A 26,727-nucleotide genomic window follows, 5' to 3' on the forward strand; every position below is an offset into this window, starting at 1 on the left:
CAGATCCGGCCTTTGGGCGGATCAGAAAATACATAATAGAATGTGAGGATTACATAATGGAAAAGACGATGGACAAAATTGTGCAGGTAGCAAAAGCAAGAGGTTTTGTATATCCGGGATCTGAAATCTACGGAGGTCTTGCAAATACATGGGATTACGGAAATCTTGGTGTAGAACTGAAAAACAATGTGAAGCGTGCATGGTGGAAGAAGTTTATACAGGAAAACCCATACAATGTTGGTGTGGACTGCGCCATCCTGATGAACCCACAGACCTGGGTTGCTTCCGGACATCTGGGAGGTTTTTCTGATCCGCTGATGGATTGTAAAGAATGTCATGAGCGTTTCCGTGCAGATAAGCTGATCGAAGATTTTGCACAGGAGAATAACATCGAGTTGGACGGATCCGTAGATGGATGGTCCAATGAGAAAATGGTAGATTTTATCGAAAGTCATAACATTCCATGTCCTTCCTGCGGTAAGCATAATTTTACAGACATCCGTCAGTTTAATCTGATGTTTAAGACATTCCAGGGAGTTACGGAAGATGCAAAAAATACCGTATATCTTCGTCCGGAAACCGCACAGGGTATTTTCGTTAACTTCAAAAATGTGCAGAGAACTTCCCGTAAGAAAATTCCGTTTGGAATCGGACAGATTGGTAAGTCTTTCCGTAATGAGATTACACCGGGTAACTTCACATTCCGTACGAGAGAGTTTGAGCAGATGGAGCTGGAATTTTTCTGTGAGCCGGGTACCGATTTAGAGTGGTTCCAGTACTGGAGAGCGTTCTGCCGTGACTGGCTGTTATCTCTGGGAATCAAGGAAGATGAGATGCGTCTGCGTGATCATTCTGCCGAGGAACTGTGTTTCTATTCTAAGGGAACGACAGATATTGAATTCTTATTCCCGTTTGGATGGGGGGAACTCTGGGGGATTGCCGACCGTACCGATTACGATCTGACACAGCATCAGAATGTGTCCGGTCAGGATATGACGTATTTTGATGATACGAAGGGGGAGAAGTATATTCCTTACGTTATTGAGCCATCACTTGGTGCTGATCGTGTGGTTCTGGCATTTTTATGTGCCGCATACGATGAGGAAAATATCGGAACAGAGGAAAAGCCGGACGTAAGAACCGTTTTCCATTTCCATCCGGCACTTGCTCCGGTTAAGATCGGTGTGCTTCCGTTATCCAAGAAGTTAAATGAGGGTGCGGAAAAAGTATATGCCCGGCTGGCAAAGAAATACAATTGTGAGTTTGACGACAGAGGAACGATCGGAAAGCGTTACCGCCGTCAGGATGAGATCGGTACACCGTTCTGTGTTACCTATGATTTTGATTCCGAAGAGGATGGAGCCGTTACCGTACGTGACCGTGACACCATGCAGCAGGAAAGAATTAAAATCGATGAGCTGGATGCTTATTTTGAGAAAAAATTTGAATTTTAATATCGCGTAAATAAAAGTCTGCCCTGTGGATTACAAAACGGATGGTTTGCGTCTGGCTCTGTGATTCATGGGGCATAACTATGGTAAAAAATGCTTGCGAAATGCGAATTCTGTGTTACAATAAGTATAGCATAGTCGTGAAGTCTGTGTTCACGGCTCAGCTTTATGAAAAACGGATCATGTTATTCGTTTTTCGAATTTATACAATAAACAAATATTAGGAGGAATTGTCAAATGGCAAACAAGTGGGTATACACCTTCAAAGAAGGTAACATGACCATGCGTAACCTTCTCGGTGGTAAGGGTGCTAACCTTGCGGAGATGACTGAAATCGGTCTTCCAGTACCACAGGGATTCACCATCACAACTGAGGCATGTACTCAGTACTATGAGGATGGACGTAAAATCAATGATGAAATTATGGCTCAGGCTATGGAAGGTGTAGCTTGGATGGAAAAAGAGAACGGCAAGAAGTTCGGTGATCTTAAGAATCCTCTTCTTGTATCAGTACGTTCCGGAGCACGTGCTTCTATGCCTGGTATGATGGATACGATCCTTAACCTTGGTCTTAACGACGATGTAGTAGCAGCTATGATCGCTGGTAACCCGGATCCAAAGTTTGAGAGATTCGTATACGATTCATATCGTCGTTTCATTCAGATGTTCTCTGACGTTGTAATGGAAGTTGGTAAGAAATACTTCGAGCAGCTCATCGACAAGATGAAAGCTGACAGAGGTGTTAAGTTTGACGTTGACCTTACAGCAGCAGACTTAAAGGAATTAGCAGAGCAGTTCAAGGCTGAGTACAAGAATCAGTTAGGAACAGAGTTCCCTTCCGATCCTGTAGAGCAGTTAAAGCTTGCAATCGAGGCTGTATTCCGTTCATGGGACAACCCACGTGCTAACGTATATAGAAGAGACAACGATATCCCATATTCCTGGGGAACCGCTGTTAACGTAATGCCAATGGTATTCGGTAACTTAAATGATCAGTCTGGTACAGGTGTTGCCTTCACTCGTGATCCTGCAACTGGTGAGAACAAGCTTATGGGTGAGTTCCTGATCAATGCACAGGGTGAGGACGTAGTTGCCGGTGTTCGTACTCCAATGCCAATCGCTCAGATGGAGCAGGAGTTCCCAGAGGCATATGCTGAGTTCCTTAAGGTTTGTGAGACTCTTGAGAACCACTACCATGATATGCAGGATATGGAGTTTACGGTTGAGAACAAGAAGTTATACATGCTTCAGTGCCGTAACGGTAAGAGAACAGCTCCGGCTGCATTAAAGATCGCTTGCGATTTAGTAGACGAGGGACATAAGACTCCGGAAGAGGCAGTTGCTATGATCGATCCTCGTAACCTTGATACATTATTACATCCACAGTTCGATGCTGCTGCACTTAAGGCTGCAACTCCACTTGGAAAGGGTCTTGGAGCATCTCCAGGAGCTGCTTGTGGTAAGGTTGTATTTACCGCTGACGATGCTGAAAGCTGGGCTGAAAGAGGAGAGAAGGTCGTTCTTGTACGTCTTGAGACATCTCCGGAAGATATCACAGGTATGAAGGCTGCTCAGGGTATCCTTACCGTACGTGGTGGTATGACAAGCCACGCAGCCGTAGTTGCCCGTGGTATGGGTACCTGCTGTGTATCTGGATGTGGCGACATCAACATGGACGAGGAGAACAAGAAGTTCACACTCGCTGGACAGACATTCACAGAGGGATCTGAGATCTCTATCGATGGTACAACTGGTAACATTTACGCTGGACTGATCCCAACCGTAGACGCTTCTATCGCTGGTGAGTTCGGACGTGTTATGGCCTGGGCTGATGAGTTCAGAACTCTTAAGGTTCGTACAAACGCTGATACCCCGGCTGATGCTAAGAAGGCTCGTGAGCTCGGTGCAGAAGGTATCGGACTTTGCCGTACAGAGCATATGTTCTTCGATCCGGAGAGAATCGCTGCTTTCCGTGAGATGATCTGTTCTGATACAGAGGAAGAGAGAGAAGTTGCTCTTGACAAGATTCTTCCATATCAGCAGTCTGACTTCAAGGCTCTCTATGAGGCTCTTGAGGGATGCCCGGTAACCATCCGTTTCCTGGATCCACCTCTTCATGAGTTCGTTCCTACAGAGGACGCTGACATTGAGAAGCTTGCTAAGGCTAAGAATAAATCAGTAGAAGAGATCAAGGCTATCTGTGCATCACTTCATGAGTTCAACCCAATGATGGGACACAGAGGATGCCGTCTTGCTGTTACTTATCCTTCTATTGCAAAGATGCAGACAAAGGCTGTTATCCGTGCAGCAATTGAAGTACAGAAGGAGCATGCAGATTGGACAGTTAAGCCAGAGATCATGATTCCACTTGTATGTGAAGTTAAGGAGCTTAAGTATGTTAAGAATATCGTAGTAGAGACCGCTGATGCTGAGATCGCTGCTGCCGGTGTAAACCTTGAGTACGAGGTTGGTACAATGATCGAGATCCCTCGTGCAGCTCTTACTGCTGATGAGATCGCTACAGAGGCTGACTTCTTCTGCTTCGGTACAAACGATTTAACACAGATGACATTCGGATTCTCCCGTGATGATGCAGGTAAGTTCTTAAATGCTTACTATGATAAGAAGATCTTCGAGAGCGATCCATTCGCTAAGCTTGACCAGACAGGTGTTGGTAAGTTAATGGAGACAGCTATCAAACTTGGTAAGCCGGTTAATCCTAAGCTTCACGTTGGTATCTGTGGTGAGCATGGTGGAGATCCTTCATCTGTTGAGTTCTGCCACAAGATTGGTCTGGATTACGTTTCATGTTCTCCATTCCGTGTACCGATCGCTCGTCTTGCAGCAGCACAGGCTGCTATTGCTGAGAAGGCAGCTAAATAATTTATTGTGAGTCGTTTTGTTGTGAGGCATCTCATAACAGAATAAAGCAGATTTACATGAACCAGATCTAGGCTCGTGTTGCATATCAGCCCCATCATTTGATGGGGCTGATATTTTCTATATCAAATCACAGAGCAATACTGCATTTGAGAGTGTTATTATGTTGTGTGGGGAGCCACTTTTGTGGTTGTTACTTTTTTGAATAAGCAATTTCAAATGCTTTTGGGGATATTGTTCTTATTGATATCCGTGTCGGATGAAATCTCAGATGTAAAATAAAAATTGAATGATTGTGTGAGATAAAGGATGATAGGGTGAGTTTTTGGTGCCCAAGAAATAGAAATATTTGAAGAGGGAGCAAAAGAATTGTTGTGTGTGGGGAACAGCTTTTTGGAAAGCTTTCAGAAAGGGTGGCATGGAAGAAATGGTACTAAAAGCGCATAAAGAGATTGCAAAGTACTACTTTAAGCAAGAATTTTAGATGATGTAAAGGCAAAGTAGTACTATAAGCAAGAATGAAGCAATTAAGTACTACTTTTTATATCAAATCATGATGGGAAAAAGAAAAAAGTAGTACCAAATAAAAGAATGATGGCTACTATGTACTGTTTTGAAAGAAAAATGGACGAAAGGAGATTGAAAAGTGGTGTTAAAAACGTTGATTCTGGATTTAATGTACTACTTCCGGGGAGCACAGAATACGAAAAATCAAAATAAGTAGTACTAAAAAAGATTGCGAGAAGGATTTAGTACGATTTAAGACAAAGAAGGAAAGGATGATTATTGGGGATGCAATTATTTCAGAAACAAGTAAGAAACCAAATAAAAGAAACAAGAGATTTATTGGATAGGATTCAGCAGTTTCAGAAGACTGTACCAAAAGGTTCTTTGATAATTACACATAAGCAAAAAAAGGTTTATTATAAATGGCAGTATCTTGACAAGAACTTAAAATGTATAAGAAAGTATCTTTCGAAAAGGGAGATGAAACAGATTCAATTGTTAGCGCAAAAAGGTTATTATGAGAAAGTAGAGCCTATTTTACAGAAAAATTTGAAATTGCTTGAAAAATTTGAAAGAGCATATTGTTATGATAAGGAAATGCAGGTGTATGAATCAATGACAGAAGACAGGCAGTCGTTGATTATACCATTGGAAGAGAATTGTACACATCGGATTCGGGCATGGGAACAGGAAACATATGAACCATGCAATAAATACCCGGAGACATTGAGGTATGAGACAAACGCAGGTGAATTTGTGCGTTCTAAGTCAGAGGTGATTATAGCAAATCTATTACATATGAAAGCAGATCAGCTTTTATACAAATATGAGCGGCCGCTAAAATTAAGATATCAAGGGCGTAAAATCATAGTTTATCCGGATTTTACAATTTTAAATACACAGACAGGAAAGTTTACCTATTGGGAGCATGCGGGACTGATGAGCAAACCAGAGTATGTTTCTGATTTTGTTTGGAAGAACAGTTTGTATTATGAGAACCATTTATTGCCGGGGACAGATGTTTTATTCACTTTTGAAACGGAAGATCATCCGTTGGAAATCCGCACGCTTAAGCATATGATTTCGGATTTGATGACGTAAAAGAGTAGATACAGGCATCTATAAAACAGATGTATTTGTAGAGCAACTTTTTATAAGTGATTGAGATAACAGAAAAACAACGGATAATAAGAAAAGATGGATGTTTGTGATTCCTTATCTTGTCCAAATTCAGCTCTCATTGAGAGTGTAATATAAAGTGTGTAAGTTACCGGTAACAAAAACTTACGCACTTTATTTTTTCCTAAAGTGCGGTATCTTTAAGAAAGGATTTGAAAGGATTATGAATAACGCACTTATGGCACCAAGAAAAAACAAACGCAGCGAGACCAGCAAAGCTATCGCCCAGGCAATTGATCAGTATAAACCAACTTCGGCTGAGGAGATGCAGGACGCATTAAAAGACATATTTGGTCCAATGTTTGAAGCAATGCTTCAAGGGGAAATGGACAGTCATCTCGGCTATGAAAGCAACGACTGCGGTTATAAGGACACTAGTAACCGCAGAAATGGATACACCCATAAAACATTGAAAACCACCATGGGAGATGTTGAAATTGATACTCCGAGAGACAGAGAGGGCTCCTTTGATCCGCAGCTTATTCCCAAAAGGACTAAAGATGTAAGCGGCATTGAAGATAAAGTATTATCCATGTATGCAAAAGGGATGAGCCAGCGTGATATTGCTGATACAATTGAAGATATTTATGGATTTGAGATTTCATACGAAACCATTTCAAATATCACAGATCAGGTTATAGAAACGGCAAATAAATGGCAAAACAGACCATTAAAGAAATTTTACAGTTTTATCTTTGTTGCACCGGCTCCTTTTAAGCTGGAAAAAGAGCAGGAAAAACTGGATGAGGTAGACGTAAAGGACTTGGTACTCCTGCAACAAGAGCCGGTGTTATTGAGAAGCTGGTTCGTATCGGTTTTGTAGAAAGACAGGGCAATAAGAAAACAAAGTATCTGGTTCCAACAGAAAAGGGAACTTCTCTTATTACGGTCATGCCGGAACAGATTCAGTCGGCATCTGTAATAGAAAAGAAGAAGCCAAGTGAGCGTGTTAAGCGAACTACTTATCCCGAGAAGAAATCCTTCCGCGATGATATCAAAGATGCGATTGATCGGATTCTTAAGGAAGGCAGCGCAAAAGAATTTGATGAGCTGCTTTATAAACTGGAAGATGCCGGATACGAGATTAAGCGTGGAAAGCATATTTCTCTAAAGAAAAAAGATCAGAAAAGGTTCATTCGACTACGTTCCCTGGGTGATGGTTATACAGAAGATGACCTTAAGAAGATTCTTGCCGGTGAGATGGAGCATGCTTTCTACGATAATGAAAAAGCCGAAAAGCAGCCAAAGACTTACCAGCGAAAAAAGGAAGATCATGAGTTTGACCTTCTTATTGATATTCAAAAGAAGCTGGCTCAGGGTAAAGGAAAATATTATGTTCGCTTTGCCAAGAACTTTAATACCAAGCAGGTGGCCAAGGCAGTTTTATATCTGAAGCAGCATGACATTCGAAGCTATGATGACCTAGAGAAAAATGTGAAAACAGCAACAGTCCGCTTTACAGAATTATCAGCTTCCATCGAAGCAAATGAGAAGCGACTTGCTGAGATTCAGGTCTTGAAGAAACATATCTTTGATTACTTTAAGACCAAAGACGTATATGCGGATTATCGTAAATGCGGATACAGCAAGAAGTTCCTGGAAGAGCATAGACAGGAAATCCTGCTTCATAAGGCTGCCAAGAATGCTTTTGATGAGCTTCATCTGAAGAAGCTACCTAAGGTAAAAGATTTAAATGCGGAGTATGCTGAGATCCTTGCAGAAAAGAAAAAGCTGTACGGTGAATATCGTCAGGTTAAGAAAGATATGCAGGAGAATCAAAGAGCAAAATACGATATCGACTAGTTCCTTAAAAGCGATGAAGAGCAGAAGAAGGAACGTGTCAGAAAATACAATATCACTCGATAATTCTTTTTGGAAAATCTGTAGGTTTAAGACTTATGGGTTCCCCTCTTTTTTCATTTCTGAAGAAAATTCCAACGGAAGAAAATAGCGATTCGTAAGAATTGCGTAGCCAAGCGATTAGCTGGTTCAAGGGGATTGGGGATGTGCCTCCAACGAGCGAAAAGTAGCTTTTTGTACAAAAAAGCACTGCTCGCCACTTTGCGAAGACGCGCCCTAACACCATCGAAGATGGTGTCGCGCGAAGCGGGAAAATAGATTAGAAAAGCATGAAAAAAGGTCCGGGAGTCCAGATAATGGGACAGTATTTTTGATAATTTAGACATATAACAAGCCTAAAATGAAAAATTAAACCTGTACTTTGACAACTGAAAATGGCTATAAAAGGTCTAGTTTACTTTTTCTACAGCCCTTTCCAAGGCATGATATATTGGTTATATCGATTACTATCTGCTGGGAAAGGAGCAGATATGAATTATTACAATGCTAGCGGACAAATGGACCTGTCAGATCGAATAGCAATAGAAACTGGGATATGCATCGGGGAGTCATTCAAAAAAATAGCAAAAAGACTTCGCAGACATCCATCTACTATTGCACATGAAGTTAAAGAAAACAGACCCTTCATTAAAGGTAATTACCCGAATGGAAAAGATTGCCGCATGGCAAGACAATGCACAGTAAGGAATTTGTGCGGCTGTGATGAAGAAGCCTGTAATACAAAGTGTAGACTTTGCAGAGGAGTGGATTGTACCAAGGTATGCGATAGATATGTATCAGTTGCTTGCCATAAGTTTGATTCGCCTCCGTATGTTTGTAATAACTGTAAGGATAAAAAGCTTTGCAACAAAGATAAGTATATTTACAGTGCGAAATTCGCTGATGCAGCTGTAACTCGTCGTAGATCGGAGAGTCGACAAGGAGTTAGACTTTCTGATGAAAAGAAGGAAGAATTGGATGAACTTGTGACTCGACTTGTTAAGAAAGGCCAGCCTTTAACACACATATATGCAGAACATGAAAATGAAATGCCAGTGTGTTTGAGAACACTTTATAACTATATCGATGAAGGTGCCTTATCTATTAAAAACATAGATTTAAGAAGAAAGACAGGCTACAAACCACGAAAGAAAAAGTACAACGATATCAATGGATTTCACTCAATGGAGTATAGACAGTGTAGGACATATGAGGATTTTGAGTATGCGATGAAATTCAAATATTCAGAAGATGAAGTAACAGAAATGGATACTGTAAAAGGCGTTAGAGAATCTGGAAAGCGTTTGCTTACAATGATCTTTAGAAAGAACAACGTAATGCTACTATTCCTGATGCCAGATGGAAAAGCAGAATCCGTAAAAAGGGTTCTGGACTATCTCGAGACAGGATTGGGAATAGATGTTTTTAGACGGTTGTTTCCGGTTATATTGACTGACAACGGCAGCGAATTCAAGAAGGTAGATGAGTTAGAACTTACGCTGGATGAGGATGGCTTCCTAGTTTATAGAACAAGCCTTTATTACTGTGATCCAATGGCTTCATGGCAAAAAGGGTGTATCGAGAAGAATCATGAATTTATTCGTTATGCCGTGCCAAAAGGAAAAAGCTTAAACCCATACACGCAAGAAGATATGACTTTATTAATGAATCATATCAATAGTGTAAAACGTCCTGGACTTGGAAATAAAAGTCCATACGAGCTCGTAGAAGAGGATGATGAAGATTTCAAAGCATTAATGTCATTATTAAAAATGCACCTCATCCCGCCAGATGAAGTGCATTTAATGCCAGATTTATTCGTTAAAAAGTAATTAGACCGAAGCTGCAGATAGTAATCGATTTGTCAATAGGTATTAAATAGACGGGTCGCATTTACTTTTGCATAACAAGTAGCCAGCCGTCTGTTAATCATGCAAACAAATATATACCTGCTATCTGGAATGCCTTAATTATAGCATGATATTTGAATTTGAACATCCATTATTAGGGCTTTATTTGACCTCAGAACAGAATTTTGATTATTAGACGTATTTTCAGTTGGGTTTTAGTTTTTCATTCAAGGGACATATAACAAGACCGTAGGGAATTAAAAAATCAGCTGTGACAGCTAATATGTATAATATAAGATATGATGAGATGCAGAAATGTTTGACCTGTCAAATATTTTGTTTGCCTAGTTGGTATATTTATGGTATGATAATTTTGTGCTGTTTTGCACATTTATATCGGAACCTTTGGTAGAGAACGTATCAAAAAAGAGGGAAACAGAATGGTCAATTACAATAAGTTATGGCATAAACTTGTCGATTTAAAGATGAACAAGAGTCAGCTAAGAATTGCTTCAGGCATCAGTTCGAGCACACTCGCAAAGCTTGGAAAGAACGAAATTGTATCCCTTGAAGTGTTGGAAAAAATATGCGAAACACTAGATTGTGATTTAGGTGATATCGCAAGTTTTATAGATGAGGATGATTTGGAGAATGAGTAAAAAAGATTATAGGTTTATAGATTTATTTGCAGGTTGTGGTGGATTAAGTGAAGGATTTTATAGAGATGGTTATAAAGCTTTATTTCATCTGGAAATAGATGAAGCCGCATGTAAAACTTTGCGAACTAGAATGAAACATTATGGTTATTCAGATAAAGAAATTGAAGAAGCAGTGATGTGTGATGATATTACCAGGGATGGATTATTAAAAGATATGGATGAAAGGATTCATGAACCTGTTGATATCATTATAGGTGGACCACCTTGCCAAGCATTTTCAAGTGTGGGCAGAGCTCAATCACCAGATGGGATGAGTAGCGATCCGAGAAATTATCTATTTGAAAATTATTTGCAGGTGTTGAATCATTATAAACCTAAAATGTTCATTTTTGAAAATGTCAAAGGATTACTAACAGCTAAACCTAAGGGCGTTAAGATTTTTGACATCATAGTTAGAGAGATGAGTAAAACGTATAATATTGTTGCTGATCCCAAAGTATTGCTTTTAAATGCTGCTGATTACGGAGTACCTCAGATAAGAGAAAGAGTAATTATAATTGGCGTGAGAAAAGACATCAATTATTTTGATATCAAGGATGTATATGAAAGTATTCCAAAAAGTAATTCTGATATTGATGCCCATTTACCAAATTATGTAACAGTTGGTGAAGCTATTTTGGATTTACCTAAATTAAATCCTGGAGAGGGTGACAATATCCAGAAGGTGGCAGTTACTGAGCCGACAAATGATTTTCTTAAGATAGTAAAGAATGATAGTGGAATTATCTACAATCATTCGGCTCGAAAACATAATGATGCCGATAGGGAGCGATATCGAATTCTAAGTTCACATAAGAATTGGCAATTGAAGGATTTGCAAAAAGTCAGACCTGATCTTATTCATCATGATCCGAAACACTTTGGAAATAGATACACGGTTCAGGAGAGCGATAAGCCGGGCAAGACAGTTGTGGCTCATTTGTATAAGGATGGTAATCTTTTTATTCATCCTGATTCAGAGCAGGCTAGAACTTTTACGGTAAGGGAAGCGGCCAGAATACAATCTTTTCCAGATGATTTTGTTTTTGAGGGCTCAAGGACAGATCAATTTAAACAAGTGGGGAATGCTGTGCCACCTCTTATGGCAGAAACATTTGCCAAAACAATAAGAAAATATCTAGATGTTATAGAAGAAAAGTCGAGGAAAAACTAAATGTCATATCAGTTTATAGATTTATTTTGTGGAGCGGGAGGTTTTTCTAAAGGATTAGAATTAGCAGGATTTGAATGTATTGGTGGAATAGAATTAAAAGAAGTTATAGCAAAGACTCATCAGCTAAACCATAAGAAATCAAAAACTATCTTTGGTGATATAAGAGAAATTCCGCCAGAAAAATTTGCAGAGGTTATAGGTACAAACCATGTAGATGTAATCATCGGAGGACCTCCATGTCCTACGTTTTCAACAATCGGTCATGCGAAAATTAGATCAGTGACAGGAAAATCAGTTTCTGAAGATCCAAGAAATCAGCTTTTTTTAGAGTACCTAAGGTATGTAGATTATTTTAGACCAGAAATTTTCGTGATTGAAAATGTACCAAACTTCATTACTAAGTATAAAGGCAAAATTTTTAACACGGCAGTTGAGATTATTGAGAATATTGGAAAAGACGATGAGGGAAACGGCGAAGGTATTTACGAAGTGGTAAAACCAGTTCAAGTTGTTAATGCTGTGTATTATGGTGTCCCACAAACAAGAAGAAGAATGATGCTTGTTGCACACAAGAAATCAAATAAGGTATTTGAATATCCAAAGCCAACACATTATTACGATCAGGAAGACGAAGAATCTAAGAAGCTTAAGCCATGCAATACAGTGGAAGATGCAATAGGAGATTTACCAACTATTACTGATAATTGGCGAATTTCAGAAATGCCATATTCTAAGACTGAGGGATTAACAGAGTATCAGCGATTAATGCAGTCATATGGCAATGGTAAGACCATTAAGAATAATATTTGCAGAATGTCAAACGATAGAGCGAAGCGTGTGTTCCCACATATGGCTCAAGGAAGCATATATATGGACTTACCGCCGGAAATTAGACAAATTCTACCTTTTAGAGAAGACATTTTTAAAGATAGATTAAAAAGATTGGTTATGAAGGAGCCATCTTGGACGGTAATTGCTCATATCGGAATGGATGGGTACATGTATATTCATCCAACAGAAAACAGAACACTATCTGTAAGAGAAGCAGCTAGAATCCAATCTTTTCCGGACGATTTTGAATTTGTTGGAAATCAGCAGGAGACTTATGTCCAGGTTGGAAATGCAGTTCCACCTTTGTTGGGAAAAGCGATTGGAGAAAGTATAAAACAGTATTTGGAGGGTTAATATGGCTTATACGTATAGAGATGCTATAAAAACAATATATAACTACTTAGATATCGATTCTGCGAAAGTTAAAATTATTCCTGATACAAATGGACGAGGAATAGAGTATGAATTCGATGGGATAAGGACGGTAATTTTTATTTATCCAATTAGTTGTAAACAGGGGAATAAGCAGAATTTCTTTGATACACGTGATAGTGGATCAAAAGAAAGAGCTGTCACTTGGGAATATGCGCAAAGTAATAATCTTAGATATTTTTGCTTTGGCGTAAATGAAGAACAAGATAGATATAAAGATTATGTGCTTAGTCTTGAAAGTGATGAAAAATCAATTTCAAACATATCATTTAGACTATCAGAGACTACAGGTGCAACAGGAACTCAAGTGAATATCCCAAATGATTTCATTCCGAGTCAGATGTTCGAGAGAGTGTTAACACCAAAGGGCTTTTTTATTGCGGCTATACGTAAAGACTATATAAGAGACTATATTCGTTTCTTTGATAATAGACCATATTTAGATGTAGATTACCAAATTGATTTAGAAGAGAATGGTACTGAATGGCAAGAATTTAAACTTGAAGACTTGCCAGATGGTTTTGATGCTAGCTTTGCACAACGTTACATTAATTCACTTATTGCGAAACCATTTGTAATCCTCACAGGAAACAGTGGAACTGGAAAGACTAGGATTGCTAAGCAATTTTCACAGTACCTTGAGAGAATAATTGATGGTAAGAGAAATTGGTTAATAGTTCCGGTAGGTGCAGATTGGACTGATAATACTAAGATGCTTGGTTTTTACAATCCACTAGAGAAAAAATATGTATCAACACCTACATTAGATTTTATTCTTGATGCTTGTAAGAATCCAGGAGTTCCTTATTTTCTTATACTTGATGAAATGAATTTGTCTCATGTTGAACGTTATTTCTCTGATTTCCTTAGTGCTATGGAGTCGGATGAAGAAATCCCTCTGTATAAGATATTGAAGGACGGAGATAGTGATGAGGAGCTTGATGTAGTAATTCCTGAAAGTATAAGGTTGCCTAAAAATTTGTTTGTCACTGGAACTGTAAATATAGACGAGACAACATATATGTTTAGCCCTAAAGTATTGGATCGCTCTAATGTCGTTGAATTTAAACCTGAAAAGGATGATGTTCTTGCAATTATGACAGGTGCAAGCGATGTAAGAAATATTGCTCCAGCTGACTTTGGAATTGCAGAGGGATTTACAAGGCTTGCAACTGTTATTAGAAATGGTGTGTGTGATGTGGAACAGAATACACTTGAGCAAGTAAAAGACTTTTTAGATAGTATTTATGAGATTCTTCAAGAGAGCGGATTTGAATTTGCTTATCGTACAGTCAAGGAAATCCGTCAGTATTTTGCAGCAGCATGTGAATTGCAGAAAGAAGATTTTAATCCCACAAGAACAATGGATGAACAGATTGTTCAGAAGATTCTTCCTAAAATTTATGGCGATAGGAAACAGATAGGAGAGTTATTAAATACTCTTGAGGAAAAATGCCAAAGTGGAATCGGGGAAGACTCAGAAGAAATGACTTTGTCATTGAAAAAGATAGAGCAGATGAAGAAAAGACTTGATAAGTATCAGTACGCAAGCTTTATGTAAGAAGGTGTTTTAATGGGTATAGCAGCAGTTTCATTTAAAGATAAAAATGGAATAGAGATAGTGATTTATCCGCAGGGCGAGTGGGATACTATTGATTTTAACGTAGCTACTGAAGAAGAAGGCACAGATATGATTGCCTATGAAGAAAAAGAAGCTGCGTCTAAAGCTGCGCTCTCAAAGCTTGATATTGCAACTTCAGTGGATGGACAGAAAATATTAAGACTACGCGAAACAGCTATTTATACATGCAGATTAAAGGATGACATTCAAACTGGTTCGGATCAGATTTGTAAGAATCTCGGTTTCCCAAATGAGAAGAATAATAAGTTCCTCAAAGTAACCAGAGATAGAGATGCATTATCCTTTAGATTTATTAACTACCTTGGAAGAACACATTTAAAAAATTCTTCAGATGACACTGTAGTCGATTTTGAAATAGTACCTCAGAAGATGAATTATGAAGAGGACTATATTGAGCTGACTAAAAAGCTGGCTGAAGAGTGCGCAGAAATCTTGCTGGAGTATTCAGGTGTTACATCGAACAGATTTGAAACATCTGATACCAATAGTGCCAAGACGCTTTTGGAGCAGTTTATTTTCTTGAGGGAATTCTGTTACTCACATAACCTACAGGCTCTTTTCGGACATATAAAGCGTAATCCGGATAGAATGCTTATGAAGGATGAAGTACTTAAGCCAATTGGACAGGGTTCTCCAAGTGCAAGCTTTTATTCCAGCCCTTTTTCTCATAGTAGAGGCTGGCAGATGGTAAATGGAAAGCCTATGCCTCAAGAAGTTGCTGTAACAAGAAAGTATGACAGTCTTGATACAGTTGCAAACCGTTTTGTGAAGTTCGCTTTGAAAAAATTTAACCTGATATGTAGAGAGCTCTGTTCAAGTCTTGATGCCGCAAAAGGAAAAAATGCAGGACAGAATATGTATACGGAGTGCTATCGGGAGGCTTTAGAGATTCAAAGAATTACTGATGACATTTTGAGAGATCATTTCTTTGATGATGTAAGAGAACTTACGATTATGCCGCAGAATAATCAGGTACTTGAAAAGAGAGAAGGATATAGACAAGTCTTTTACGCAGCAGCTATGGTTGATCTTGCTCTTCAGTTGAATTGGGAGGGTGAGCAGGAGGCATATAGCGGTGAATCTAAAAATACGGCATTACTGTATGAGTATTGGCTGTTTTTTGAACTTAGAAAAATTATCAGTTCAATCGAAAATTGCCAATGTGTACAGGCTTCTGAAAAGCCGTTCATCAATACTGACAATGGTCTAACTATTTCATTAAGCGAAGGTCAGACTTCTTGTCAGGCATTTCTTCTCCCTGATTTGGGTACAAGGGTGAATCTGTATTATAACAGGACCTTTTCAAGGGAAGAGTTTTCCAATACAAAGTATGCAGGATCATATTCAAGGCCGTTTAGACCGGATTACACGCTGGAAGTGTATCCTTCGGATTATCTTAAACCTGAAGATGCCATCAGAGAAGGTGCGGTAAGCTATATTCATTTTGATGCGAAGTACAGGATAACGGATCTAAGATCTTTTATCGGACCTGATGAAAATGAAATGACAGAGGAGCAAATAAAGGAAGAAGTTGAAAATGATAAACAGGATAGCGTAACGAATACATACAAGCGAGGAGATCTTCTGAAAATGCATACATACAATGATGCAATTAGAAGAACTGTAGGAAGTTACGTCCTGTATCCTGGAGATTTTGATTCAAAGACAAAGAATTACAGACTCTTTGAGGAGGTTCTTCCAGGAGTAGGTGCTTTTGCAATCAAACCAAGTATTCAGACGGACAGTGAAAATGCATTGAAGGATTTTATATATGAAATCATTGAAGCGCGTAGCAGAAAATACAGCAGACTTAACCGTATGTTGTCTTATAGCAACCTTGTACTTGGTGAACCTGCGATTAGTACGTTAGATAAAAGAACTACAGGTAAGGAAAAGGACAATAAGAATATCCATAATGATTTGTGTGTTATCGGTTATTTGAGACCTGATTATTATGAGTTACTGAGTAGAGAAGGGCTTTTATCTGAAGGCAGGACTTTTGTTTTTTATTACTATGCAATCAAGGGCGAATCAGTGTATTCACATCATGAAGATATAGGAAAAGCAAAGTATATTCGCTTTTATCAGAATGATATTAATGCTACAGGTACATATGAAATAGAGCCACTTAAAGGAATCATAAAATCAAGAGAATTGGTTTCAAAAAAGCAGCTTGATGACTTGCTGACAGAGACTGGATCTAACGATGGAAAAGAACGAACTGCAGATTTTTATTATGTTCTTAAGGTAGAGATAGTAAGCTGCACTGAGCCAAAGATTAGCTGTAATAATAGTGATTTGAATAGCGTGAATGGAAATGATACATTCAGTCCACATTCACCTAAGGTTGTAACTGAGAAATGGCTGTAAGAGATTAGATCATAAGTTTACGGAGGGTTAATAATGAAACAAGGATTACTTGATGAGATTATTGAGAACTATTATCAGAAATGTGTGGGACTTCCTACGGGAAAACCAATTGTAAGGCAAAATCAAAAGAATGATGCATTTGAAATTGTTGTTCTTGAAACGTTATATGGAGAGGAAAAAGGAATTGATATTGAAAAAATGTCTGATTCCGATATTCCATCATTAGCAAAATATATTGTAGCGCCACCAGATGATGGGATTGATATTGTGATTGAGCATGAAAATGTTGATGAAAATACATATGATTTTATTCAAGTTAAAAATACGGAATTATCACAGTCTGAGATAAAGCAGGCTTTAAGTTACATGGAAAAAACTATTTCTACCTACATGAAGAAACCGCAGGATCTTAATGATAATTTAAAAGTAATCTTGGCAGAAACATCACTTAGTTCTTCGGACAAATCAAACTGTAGGTATATTGTTGTTCATAGAGGTGTAGATAATTATTTTAAGGGACAGAAAGAGGGCGTAGAGCAGGTTATTACGGGAACGGAATTGGAAGTGATTCGCAATAGTTCATTACAAATGGTTCCAAAAGTTGCACAAGAAAGCTTTGGCGCTGATTCGTTTAATAATTTTAATTTATATGAAGAATCTCAAAATGAGCCAGCTATTGTTCTGAATTTGTGTGGCTATGACTTGGCTGAGTTAGCCATAAAATACACAAATACATCATTGGGAAGAAATATTTTGTTTGGACAAAATTTGCGAGAGGCACTTGGTAAGTCTAAAACTTTTGACGGCATGGCTAAAACGATACGAGAAGAGCCGGAAAAGTTTTGGTTTTACAATAATGGAATTACTATTCTTGCAGAGGATTATGACACTGAACGATTAAAGGATGATGATAAAGCGGTAGAAAAAATCATTTTAAAGAATTTTTCTATCATTAATGGTGCACAAACTACTTCTGCATTAGGTAGATTTTTAAAAGAAGCAAGGATGGATGCATCTGAGGAGGATATTGAAAAACTTAAGAAAGTTTTTGTTTTAGTGCGCATCTTGAAAGTAAATGATTCTGAATTTCGGTCGAGAATTGCTATTTATAATAATACACAAAATCCTATTACTACGAGAGATATGGCATCAAATCGAGAAGAACAGTTGCTTTTACATAATGGATTGATTAATGGAGATGATCCTCATATTTATATGGAGATTCGTCGAGGAATGAAAGCACCTGTTGATGTAAAGTTATATAAGCATCAAATGACTACAAATGAAGAATTAGCACAGTTGGCGTTTGCTGGTTTTATGCGTGATCCTTTTACAGGAAAAGATAAAAAAACAGCTATTTTTGATACAGACTATAAGCAGTCTGATTATTTGTTAAATGAGTTTTACCATCGTATTTTCCACTATGATGCATATGATCCTAAGGGGATTTTATTTAAAAAGGAAAAGACTGAAATAGACGAACTTTTATTTATACATTATTTGTATAAGGAAGCTAAAAAAAGTCTTAACAAAGTATATAAAGCAAGAATTGAGCAGGCTAAGATTAGTCTAGATAGTTGTGATGATGATCAAAAGAAAAAAATAGAGGATCGAATTGCTGATTATGAAAAGCTTAAAGCAATATGTAACGTATGTGCATTTTATTGTATGTCTTATTACTATGCATTTAAGTCGGAGTTTCCAGCTGTAGATGCTAAGAAAGTCTTTATGTATGACAAGTTTTATTCAGATAAAGATTTTCAGTTGAGTCTGATTAATAGATTTCGTGATGAATTTTTAACAGGTACAATTCTTGTAATTAAGGAATTGACAGTTACGTATCCAAATTTGAATACATGGGTAAGAGACAAGAAGAGTACAAAAGTCTTTAATGATAAGGTAGATGAAAAGATACAGATAGATATGTCATTAGAAGAAAACTATAAAAAGTTCGTTGATACATATAAGAGCTGATAAGGCTTTAGATCTAGTATCTTGGAAATTAATAAAAGCGCTGTCAGCTTATGATGCAACTATGGATAGGGAAACATGGTGGAAAGAATTATTAAAGATACGACAATTTGGATATAACAGGAATTAGATTATAGAGAAAGACTTAGGACGGGGGAATTATTGGTGGGTACTCCAAATATCGATAAGCAGATATTGGTTATTAACAGAAATATATGCAGGCATATAGCTGAAGCAAATGGTGAAACACGAGGTATGGTTTCTCAAGACATTTTAGCGCAGCTAAGGAATTTTGTAGAGCATATTATGCTTAAAATCTATGCTAGAGGCAATGATATTCCTGATGATTATGACAACATTTGCAAGGCTATAGAATATGTAGAAGCTCAGGGTAGGTACAAGGATATAAGAAGCTTTCATGATTTTCTTCAGATTGTTGCATCTCATTATACTATGGATGAGGAAAACTCAGAGCGATTAATGCTCAAATACTATGAGTATTTGCTAAAACTAAGGAAGTTTCTTCATGATAAGTATTCTTTGGAAATACTTGATAATCTCGAAGATTTTCCAATTGATTTAGATAAAACACTTCAAGAGTATTATGAAAAGATTGCTGTAAAGATAAAAACATATAATGGTGTCAGATATGGTAAATCGGAACGTTACTATATGTTGAAAAAGAAGCCTTTCTTTGTTGAGGGGGAGATATACTACGAAATAACATTTACGCCAGCAAATGATTATGTAAATAAGTCAAACAGAATTATTGCTTTTTCGGAATATGATATTTCGGATGATTATGCCGTAAGACTCACTTGTGTTGAAGATAATATCGAAATACTTGGAATGACAATGCCAGTTTTGATTGTCACAAACTGGTCGGTTTCTATTCGTGATTGTGAGTTTAAGAATTTTATCTCTGTTGTATCGGGTCAGCATAAGGATGCAGGAAAAAGTGAAAAACTAAATCTCTTAAGCTTTTTAACATACACTGGGTTTAATTTGGTTGAGCTTGTATGTTTTTCAGATCAAAAGTATAGTGCGGCAAGAAGTACGATTCTTGAGTCAGCTAGAGCATTTCCTTTTATGGATGCGTTAGATAAGAGCCGAGAAATAATCAAAAGAGATAGGCCGGGTGCTAATATTCTTAGATACATTTTGCTGCACATGAATAATGTGTTTATAAAAGATCAAAGAGGTGGCTCAAGTAATAATTATCTTTCGAATCTGTATCTGCAGAATGGATGTATTCCTTTTGATAAAATGCCTTTTATCAGTTTTCCGATGCGACATACATCTCGCTTGTCGGATATTTTTAAATGCATACCGGTGAAGAATCATCAGCATGAGTTGTTGGCTAGGTTTGTTCATAACAAGACGGAGATAGAAGGGAAATTATTTACTTCATTAAAGGAATTGGATGGATTTGAAAACATTCCGCAGTTGGTAGATACATATAATGGCAAATTATGGTCAGGTCATTTTGAATCAGGAAAGTTGGTTATTGAAAAAGGCCAGATTTTCATTAATGGATACAAGAATGATACGGTAAACATTATTTCTCGTTTGAAAGCTTTTACTATTTCAGGAATACAGAATTATTCAAACAAGATGGCTGTCTGGTTACAAGATCCTAATAATGGAGTGGATTGTGACGAGAAGAAAGAAGCTATGTTACACATGTTTGATCAATCATGTGTAGCACTTATTTATGGTTCTGCCGGAACGGGAAAATCAACTTTAATAAACCATCTGTCTCATTATTTTGCTGCTAATTCAAAATTGTTTTTGGCACAGACAAATCCTGCTGTCGATAATCTAAAAAGAAAAGTTACAGCTGCTGATAGTGAGTACATGACAATAGCCAAATTCATTAAAAGATCAAATATAAGAACGGAATATGATGTTTTGGTTATTGATGAGTGCAGTACAGTTAGTAATAAAGATATGTGGCAAGTATTGCAAAAAGCTCAATTCAAAATACTAATTTTGGTCGGAGATACATATCAGATTTCTGCCATAAGATTTGGTAATTGGTTTAGTGTGGCTAGGGCGTTTATACCTGAAACAGCAGTATTTGAGTTAACCAAGCCGTATAGAACAAGCGACACCGGATTATTAACCTTATGGGAAAGAGTACGAGCAATGGATGATAGAATTTTGGAGGCTATTATCCGTAAAGACTATTCAGTAACATTGGATGCGTCAATTTTTGATGCTGCAGAAGATGATGAGATTATTCTTTGTTTAAATTATGATGGCCTTTATGGCATAAATAATATCAATAGATTCTTACAAGAGAGTAATCCTAATGAGCCTATCGAATTGGGGATTCAACGTTTTAAGGTTGGAGATCCTGTTCTTTTTAATGAGAATGAGCGGTTTAGAACCGGAGTATACAATAATATGAAGGGGAAAATAAGAAGTATTGAAATAGTTGATGAAGATGAACCGCAGGAAAGAATTGTTTTTGATGTAGAACTTGAGAAAGTCATCGACGGTATGGATGCTTTCGGAGCTGATTTTATGCTTGTTGATGATGAATATCCTGATGCAGAAAACTCTGTAATCAGATTCTATGTTAATAAGTTAAAGAGTACAGATGAGGATGATGACAATTCAGCATGTGATGTTATTCCATTTCAGGTTGCATATGCAGTTTCAATTCATAAAGCTCAAGGCTTGGAATATAGTTCAGTAAAGATTGTTATTACAGATGAGGTTGATGAATTAATTACTCACAATATTTTTTATACTGCTATAACAAGGGCACAGAAGAAACTTAAAATTTATTGGACTCCTGAGGTTGAGAAAAAGGTACTTTCAACAATAAAACCTAAGGATATCAATAAAGATATTAATATTTTGAAGCAGTATGGACTATAAAAAGAGGTGGATATTGTAAGTGAAGTTAAAAATGTTACCAGCACTAGCTGGTGATTGTCTTGAAATCAAATTTGATGGTTGTACTCCGGGGATGGTAATTATCGATGGAGGAATGGGAAAAGAATGCAGATACATTTTGAAAAATGATGTTTGTGATTGGAAAGACAAGAATGGACCGGTTGACTTAGCTATTTTGACGCATATGGATAATGATCATATTAGCGGCTTCTTATCACTAATTAAGGATGAGAAAATTAATGATGAATATTTATCCGAGATGTGGTTTAACTACGGAGAGAAAATAGAAAGATCTGTGTCGAATGAGAAGAAGCGATTATATGTCGAGGATAATTCGTGCCTTACTTCGTGTAAGCAAGGAAAAGAACTTTATGAGTATTTAAAGATTAAGAATATACCACTAGTGGCACCGATTATTTCAGGGATGAAGAAACAGGCTGATCAATGGTGTTTGGAAGTAATATCACCAAGCGAAGAGTGCCTAGATGAATTTGTATCTTCTGATGAGTATCAAGTTATAGAAGATGAAGTCGCTGACTTGCAAACAGCTGCAAGAAAAAATGATTATGGGTATTCTGTAGAGGATTTATTAAAGAGAACTTTTGATGAATCTTCAGTAACTAAGGCTAATGCGAGTAGTGTTGCCGTTTTGGTCTCAGATAATGATCATAGTATTTTATGTTTGGGTGATGCAAAATCATCTGAAGTTGAGCGCGAATTGAGAAGAAGAGGATATTACGAGAATAACCCCTTACATGTAGATTTTGTCAAGGTCTCACATCATGGAAGTTCTCATAGCACTAGCGGTTCATTGATTAGAATTTTGGATTGCAGGAATTATTTGATTTCGACTAATTGGAAGGGATTGCCTACGAAGGAATGCCTGGCGCGTATAGTAGAAAATGCATTGGAACCGGTAACTTTTTATTGTAATTATGAACCATATACTGAGATATTCACTAGTGACGAATATCAAAAATACGGTATGCAGTTTAAAAATATAGGAAACATGGAGATTGATGTAAGTGGAGAATCATTATAATCCTTTAATGAATTATGCGGTTAAAATTACATATTGTGATAATTACGGTTCGGGAGTTGCGTTTAGAACTAATGATAAGATAATCGTCTTAACTGCGTATCATATTATCAATGAGGAGTCTTTTTCAAGCGAAGATTTATTTATAAATATAATTGACAAAGGACAAGAGAAGAAAATTGATTTTAAAGTAATAAAAAGCTCATTTGATATAGAGAATGATTTGGCAGCGTTTATAATAGATTCTCAATTTATATTTTCGAAATTGAGATTGGTTTATCCGTTTATAGGACAAAGGGTTAAGATGTACGGATTCCCTCATGTTCTGCAAGATTCCAAGGATATTCATTCATATATGCTAGAAGGGAAAGTTAATGATATTCTTCCAGGCAAACTGTTTGTGACTCTTAATGAGAAGCTCGGCTCAATTGATACCGACGAAAAAGAAACAGTGGATGGCTACTCTGGTAGTGGTGTTTATCAGATAAATGGAAAAAATGTAAAATTATGCGGTATTGAAACAAATGTTTTGAATAAGAGTGTATCTTATAATGCTGTGTGTGGTGCATCGGTTGATGTCATTTTTTCACTTTTAGTTAAACTTGGCGTAGATGAAGATGTATTAGTACAGAATGATGTTATATCAGATGTTGTTAAAAACTCTGATTTGTACATGAGCCATTTAGTAACAATAGATGTTTTGGGATCCAAGAAGGTTTCGCTAGAAAAACTTCAAAATGAATATCGAGAAGGAATTACTGCTAGACCTGAGCATATTAGAAAAAGACTAGATGTAATAAGGAATAAGTGGATAGAACAAGTTGAAATTAACTTTGAAAAATCGAATATCGTCTTAATAAGAGGTGCTTCAGGTCAAGGAAAAACTAGTTTAGCATATCGATACTTGCTAGAACGGTATGCTGAGGAGCAGATTATATGTATTCAGAAGCTGACTAATGAAAATTCGATATGGGCAATACTTAATTTCCTCAAAAGAGAATTAGAAGATAGAGAATATGTACTGTATTATGATGTTCAGCCTGGTGATACATTTTGGGGAATAATCTTAAATGCTATTTCCATGCATCTCCCGGATGCTCGTTTATTAGTTACTGTACGTGAGGATGATTATAATTCTAGTAATATTAGTCGTGGAAGTGTCAGCTATGAAGAAATATCGCTGGAACTATATGAAGACGAGGCAAGAGAAATCTATTCTCAATACGAACAGAATACTTTTATTTCGTTTGATGATCTTTGGAAAACATTTGGTAATGGAGGACCATTGCTAGAGCTTATTTATTTGATTAATCATTCAATGACATTAGAAGCGAAAATAAATAATCAAATAACACGGATTGACAGTGAAATTGATGAAAGAGAGTGGTTTAATGTATTAGCGGTTATCGCAATTGCTGGTCAGTATGACTTATCTATAAAACTAGATGTGCTGTTTGAAAAAATTAAGTTAAAAAATGCTAGCAAGTTACTTCAGCAATTTGAAAAAGAGTTTTTTGTAAAAATCTCAGACAATGGAGAAAGAATAAAGTGTCTTCACTCTGTTAGGGCTCATTTGATAATAAAGTGCTTAGAGGGAAAATTTGGTTTTAATTATTTGCAAGCATTGCTTTTGACTTTGTCTGTTATCGATAATAGTACAATGTATTTGTTATTGAAATACTTCAGTAAAAATAAAGTAAGTGAAGAGGTTGTTGACGAGTTTTCTAATATATCATTTGAGGACTTATCTGTTGTTGAAGATATTCTTAGAGGTCTGCTGTGGCTTTCTATAACAGATTACTTGTCGGTAAATAAAAAGGTAATTGAAGAAGGAAATCGTATTTTTACAAATAATTATGTGATGATTGCCTTATGTGATATTACTGGATTTATCGATACTCAGCAAACAACGAGTGACTTACTTAAAATTTATGATAAAAAAAGACCTGGGATAATTGATGAAGTTAACTCATTGATTAATAGGCAAACAACGAGATTCCTAGAGTATGAATATCCAAAAAGATTTTTAGAAAATATCGCAAATTCTATCATTGAATTTGTAGAAAAGAAGACCGTGAATACTCGTAGCTTAGGTTACATTTTATTTTGGGCAAATAAACTAGGTGTATCAATTAGTATCAGTTCGGAAATTGATGTCAAGGAACCAAAGGATTATATGGGATTATTAGGACTTGTAAAAGGACTTATATCTCAAGGATTATACTCAAAGGCCGACGAAATAAAGAATAAATATGAAAAGAAATTATTAAGTGATGCTAATATTGTTTCTCTATATATAAAAGATAATGAAATCTTTGCAGAGGTAGTTCCAAATTATTATCCTGAATCTAAAGCAAATAGAGCTATAAAGGATTTTGGATACAATGAAAAATGTATGTATGCAATTAATATGCTTTCATGTTTGTATCCTCAATTGGAAAGGTATAATGTAACTCTTTTAGGGACTAAAATTTTAGATATTAATATTCCAGACACTGAAAAACACATCCCTAAAGAAAATTTGCCTGATAAGTGGATTACAGAATTGAATGGTATATGCCATAGAATGCTGGAGTATGAGAATTCTCTCGATGATTGGAAAGATGTTTTTGATAATATCAATTCCTATCGAAATAAGATTATAGATTTGTTTGAAGAATTGTTATGTCAATTGGGAAAATTCTACCGAAAAGGAACCTTTGATCCAAAGCAAATCAACCAAATACAAGTGGAGCTAAATAAAGGTAGAGATTTTAGTATTCCTAAGTGTGCTAGAGATAAATTTGGAATTAGTAATGATGCAGATAATCTGAAAGTCAGTAACCTGAAAGAGAGTGCAGTTGAAAATGAACAACACGAAACACTAGGAAAAGCCGATAGACTGTGGATTGGAGATGCTTGTAATAAGTTTTTCAGTGGTGTTAATAATTATATAAATGGGTTATACAGTATGATGGAGGGGCTTGCAAATAATAAGGATCCTAAAGAGTATTGTAGACTTCAATTTTTTAATATAGTTTCGTCGTACGAATTGTACTATCAGTTTTTGGAGGCAAATAAAAGCTTTTTTGCTGCTTATGATTGTGCGGTTAATGAGGAAAAAGAACTAATTCTCCTCGAAAAAATTGTTGCTCTGACAAAGTGGATTTATTTGAATGGTTATCGTCATGAAAATAATATTGTATATGACGCATACGAATCTTTTAAGAAGAATAAGCGATCCATTGATGATTATTTGAAGAAAGAGATAGGTGATTATACAGAAGTCCAAGAAATAGAGTTTATAGAAGAAACTATTGTTCTTCATGTTAATATGAGTGAGAGCGATACATTAATAGAAAAAATATACTATGAAGTGCAAAAATTAGTAGGCAATTGTGGTACTATTTCTGCAGAAAGAGGATATTTATTTAATAGAATTAGAAAAATATGTTTTGCTATTTCTGATGATAAATACAAAGATTTTCTATTTATTAATATTCCAATTAATAGTTTTACGTTGGCAAAAGATGTTGAACAGTTACATAAATATGTAATCGGCGCAGATAGGCAAAACACTATTGTGCCACCTGCATATATGGGAAATGGAGCCATAGCAAGTGTTATCTATATAGCTAGTCAATTGGTTCAGATAAATGAGGCATTATTTGTTACCTCAAAGTATTCCATACCGGAAACTATTGATTCGATAAACAAAATGCTCAAACTAGAATTAGAGGAGATTGGAAAGACGATAAAAGAATTCCCTGATTATGCCGAATTGTATCAAGATATTATGATGATACGTTCTCTAAACCTAATTACGATAGATAACAATGAATACAAAAGTAATATTGATTTGTTGGAAAAGTTTATTTCAAAATATGGAGATTCAATGTAAGCGCCTAGTTTCAGGGTGGATTTAAAATCATCACAAAATTTGCCATAATTATAGATGATAGATGCCAGCATTTTACT

General features: G+C 36.6%; 15 protein-coding genes and 1 pseudogene. All 16 read left to right on the forward strand.

Annotated elements, in window-relative coordinates; translation table 11 throughout:
• The first annotated feature begins 56 nt into the window (after positions 1 to 56).
• The 16 genes and pseudogenes from M72_RS11070 to M72_RS11140 all read left to right on the forward strand — a co-directional run bounded on the left by M72_RS11070 (position 57) and on the right by M72_RS11140 (position 26,650).
• The gene (locus tag M72_RS11070) at positions 57 to 1,454 is read left to right on the forward strand and encodes a glycine--tRNA ligase (protein ID WP_055068255.1); all 1,398 of its coding nucleotides are present in this window, start codon (positions 57 to 59) and stop codon (positions 1,452 to 1,454) included.
• Between the two features lie 234 nt (positions 1,455 to 1,688).
• Complete coding sequence (ppdK, locus tag M72_RS11075; protein WP_055068256.1) at positions 1,689 to 4,334, forward strand: pyruvate, phosphate dikinase; 2,646 nt, start codon at positions 1,689 to 1,691, stop codon at positions 4,332 to 4,334.
• Positions 4,335 to 4,922: 588 nt separating this feature from the next.
• Positions 4,923 to 5,051 (forward strand): hypothetical protein, encoded by a 129-nt coding sequence (locus M72_RS17695; protein WP_261291822.1) that lies wholly within the window; start codon positions 4,923 to 4,925, stop codon positions 5,049 to 5,051.
• 282 nt (positions 5,052 to 5,333) lie between these two features.
• On the forward strand, positions 5,334 to 5,939 hold the full coding sequence (locus M72_RS11080) for a hypothetical protein (RefSeq protein ID WP_195490513.1): 606 nt from the start codon (positions 5,334 to 5,336) through the stop codon (positions 5,937 to 5,939).
• 256 nt (positions 5,940 to 6,195) lie between these two features.
• Positions 6,196 to 6,717 (forward strand): annotated as a pseudogene (locus tag M72_RS11085) (transposase); the annotation flags it as partial.
• A 191-nt stretch (positions 6,718 to 6,908) separates the two neighbouring features.
• On the forward strand, positions 6,909 to 7,820 hold the full coding sequence (locus tag M72_RS11090; RefSeq protein ID WP_055068259.1) for a hypothetical protein: 912 nt from the start codon (positions 6,909 to 6,911) through the stop codon (positions 7,818 to 7,820).
• Between the two features lie 527 nt (positions 7,821 to 8,347).
• Positions 8,348 to 9,688: an IS30 family transposase gene (locus tag M72_RS16500; protein ID WP_226947739.1), complete on the forward strand. Its 1,341-nt coding sequence runs from the start codon at positions 8,348 to 8,350 to the stop codon at positions 9,686 to 9,688.
• A 458-nt stretch (positions 9,689 to 10,146) separates the two neighbouring features.
• Complete coding sequence (locus M72_RS11100; protein WP_055068260.1) at positions 10,147 to 10,365, forward strand: helix-turn-helix domain-containing protein; 219 nt, start codon at positions 10,147 to 10,149, stop codon at positions 10,363 to 10,365.
• Complete coding sequence (locus M72_RS11105) at positions 10,358 to 11,578, forward strand: DNA cytosine methyltransferase (RefSeq protein ID WP_261291823.1); 1,221 nt, start codon at positions 10,358 to 10,360, stop codon at positions 11,576 to 11,578. The genes M72_RS11100 and M72_RS11105 overlap by 8 nt, the downstream gene beginning before the upstream one ends.
• Positions 11,579 to 12,763 carry a DNA cytosine methyltransferase gene (locus M72_RS11110; RefSeq protein ID WP_055068262.1) on the forward strand — a complete coding sequence of 395 codons (1,185 nt, stop codon included), beginning with the start codon at positions 11,579 to 11,581 and terminating at the stop codon, positions 12,761 to 12,763.
• A 1-nt stretch (position 12,764) separates the two neighbouring features.
• Positions 12,765 to 14,402 carry an McrB family protein gene (locus M72_RS11115; RefSeq protein WP_261291824.1) on the forward strand — a complete coding sequence of 546 codons (1,638 nt, stop codon included), beginning with the start codon at positions 12,765 to 12,767 and terminating at the stop codon, positions 14,400 to 14,402.
• A 12-nt stretch (positions 14,403 to 14,414) separates the two neighbouring features.
• Positions 14,415 to 16,853 carry a DUF2357 domain-containing protein gene (locus tag M72_RS11120; RefSeq protein ID WP_055068263.1) on the forward strand — a complete coding sequence of 813 codons (2,439 nt, stop codon included), beginning with the start codon at positions 14,415 to 14,417 and terminating at the stop codon, positions 16,851 to 16,853.
• A 33-nt stretch (positions 16,854 to 16,886) separates the two neighbouring features.
• On the forward strand, positions 16,887 to 18,827 hold the full coding sequence (locus M72_RS11125) for an AIPR family protein (RefSeq protein WP_055068264.1): 1,941 nt from the start codon (positions 16,887 to 16,889) through the stop codon (positions 18,825 to 18,827).
• A gap of 162 nt (positions 18,828 to 18,989) precedes the next feature.
• The gene (locus M72_RS11130) at positions 18,990 to 21,713 is read left to right on the forward strand and encodes an ATP-dependent DNA helicase (RefSeq protein ID WP_055068265.1); all 2,724 of its coding nucleotides are present in this window, start codon (positions 18,990 to 18,992) and stop codon (positions 21,711 to 21,713) included.
• A gap of 19 nt (positions 21,714 to 21,732) precedes the next feature.
• Complete coding sequence (locus tag M72_RS11135) at positions 21,733 to 22,773, forward strand: MBL fold metallo-hydrolase (protein WP_141652733.1); 1,041 nt, start codon at positions 21,733 to 21,735, stop codon at positions 22,771 to 22,773.
• Positions 22,757 to 26,650, forward strand: coding sequence for a serine protease family protein (locus M72_RS11140; protein ID WP_055068267.1), 3,894 nt, complete (start codon positions 22,757 to 22,759; stop codon positions 26,648 to 26,650). Before M72_RS11135 ends, M72_RS11140 begins: the two co-directional genes overlap by 17 nt.
• Positions 26,651 to 26,727 lie beyond the last annotated feature (77 nt).

Origin of the sequence: Roseburia faecis (genome assembly GCF_001406815.1) — a bacterium.
GTDB classification, from domain to species: Bacteria; Bacillota; Clostridia; order Lachnospirales; family Lachnospiraceae; genus Roseburia; species Roseburia faecis.

Coding starts and splice junctions, on each gene's coding strand:
- M72_RS11125 (WP_055068264.1), top strand. CDS start 16,887: ATGAAACAAGGATTACTTGATGAGATTATTGAGAACTATTATCAGAAA.
- M72_RS17695 (WP_261291822.1), top strand. CDS start 4,923: ATGATGGCTACTATGTACTGTTTTGAAAGAAAAATGGACGAAAGGAGA.
- M72_RS16500 (WP_226947739.1), top strand. CDS start 8,348: ATGAATTATTACAATGCTAGCGGACAAATGGACCTGTCAGATCGAATA.
- M72_RS11115 (WP_261291824.1), top strand. CDS start 12,765: ATGGCTTATACGTATAGAGATGCTATAAAAACAATATATAACTACTTA.
- M72_RS11110 (WP_055068262.1), top strand. CDS start 11,579: ATGTCATATCAGTTTATAGATTTATTTTGTGGAGCGGGAGGTTTTTCT.
- M72_RS11105 (WP_261291823.1), top strand. CDS start 10,358: ATGAGTAAAAAAGATTATAGGTTTATAGATTTATTTGCAGGTTGTGGT.
- M72_RS11070 (WP_055068255.1), top strand. CDS start 57: ATGGAAAAGACGATGGACAAAATTGTGCAGGTAGCAAAAGCAAGAGGT.
- M72_RS11120 (WP_055068263.1), top strand. CDS start 14,415: ATGGGTATAGCAGCAGTTTCATTTAAAGATAAAAATGGAATAGAGATA.
- ppdK (WP_055068256.1), top strand. CDS start 1,689: ATGGCAAACAAGTGGGTATACACCTTCAAAGAAGGTAACATGACCATG.
- M72_RS11090 (WP_055068259.1), top strand. CDS start 6,909: ATGCCGGAACAGATTCAGTCGGCATCTGTAATAGAAAAGAAGAAGCCA.
- M72_RS11100 (WP_055068260.1), top strand. CDS start 10,147: ATGGTCAATTACAATAAGTTATGGCATAAACTTGTCGATTTAAAGATG.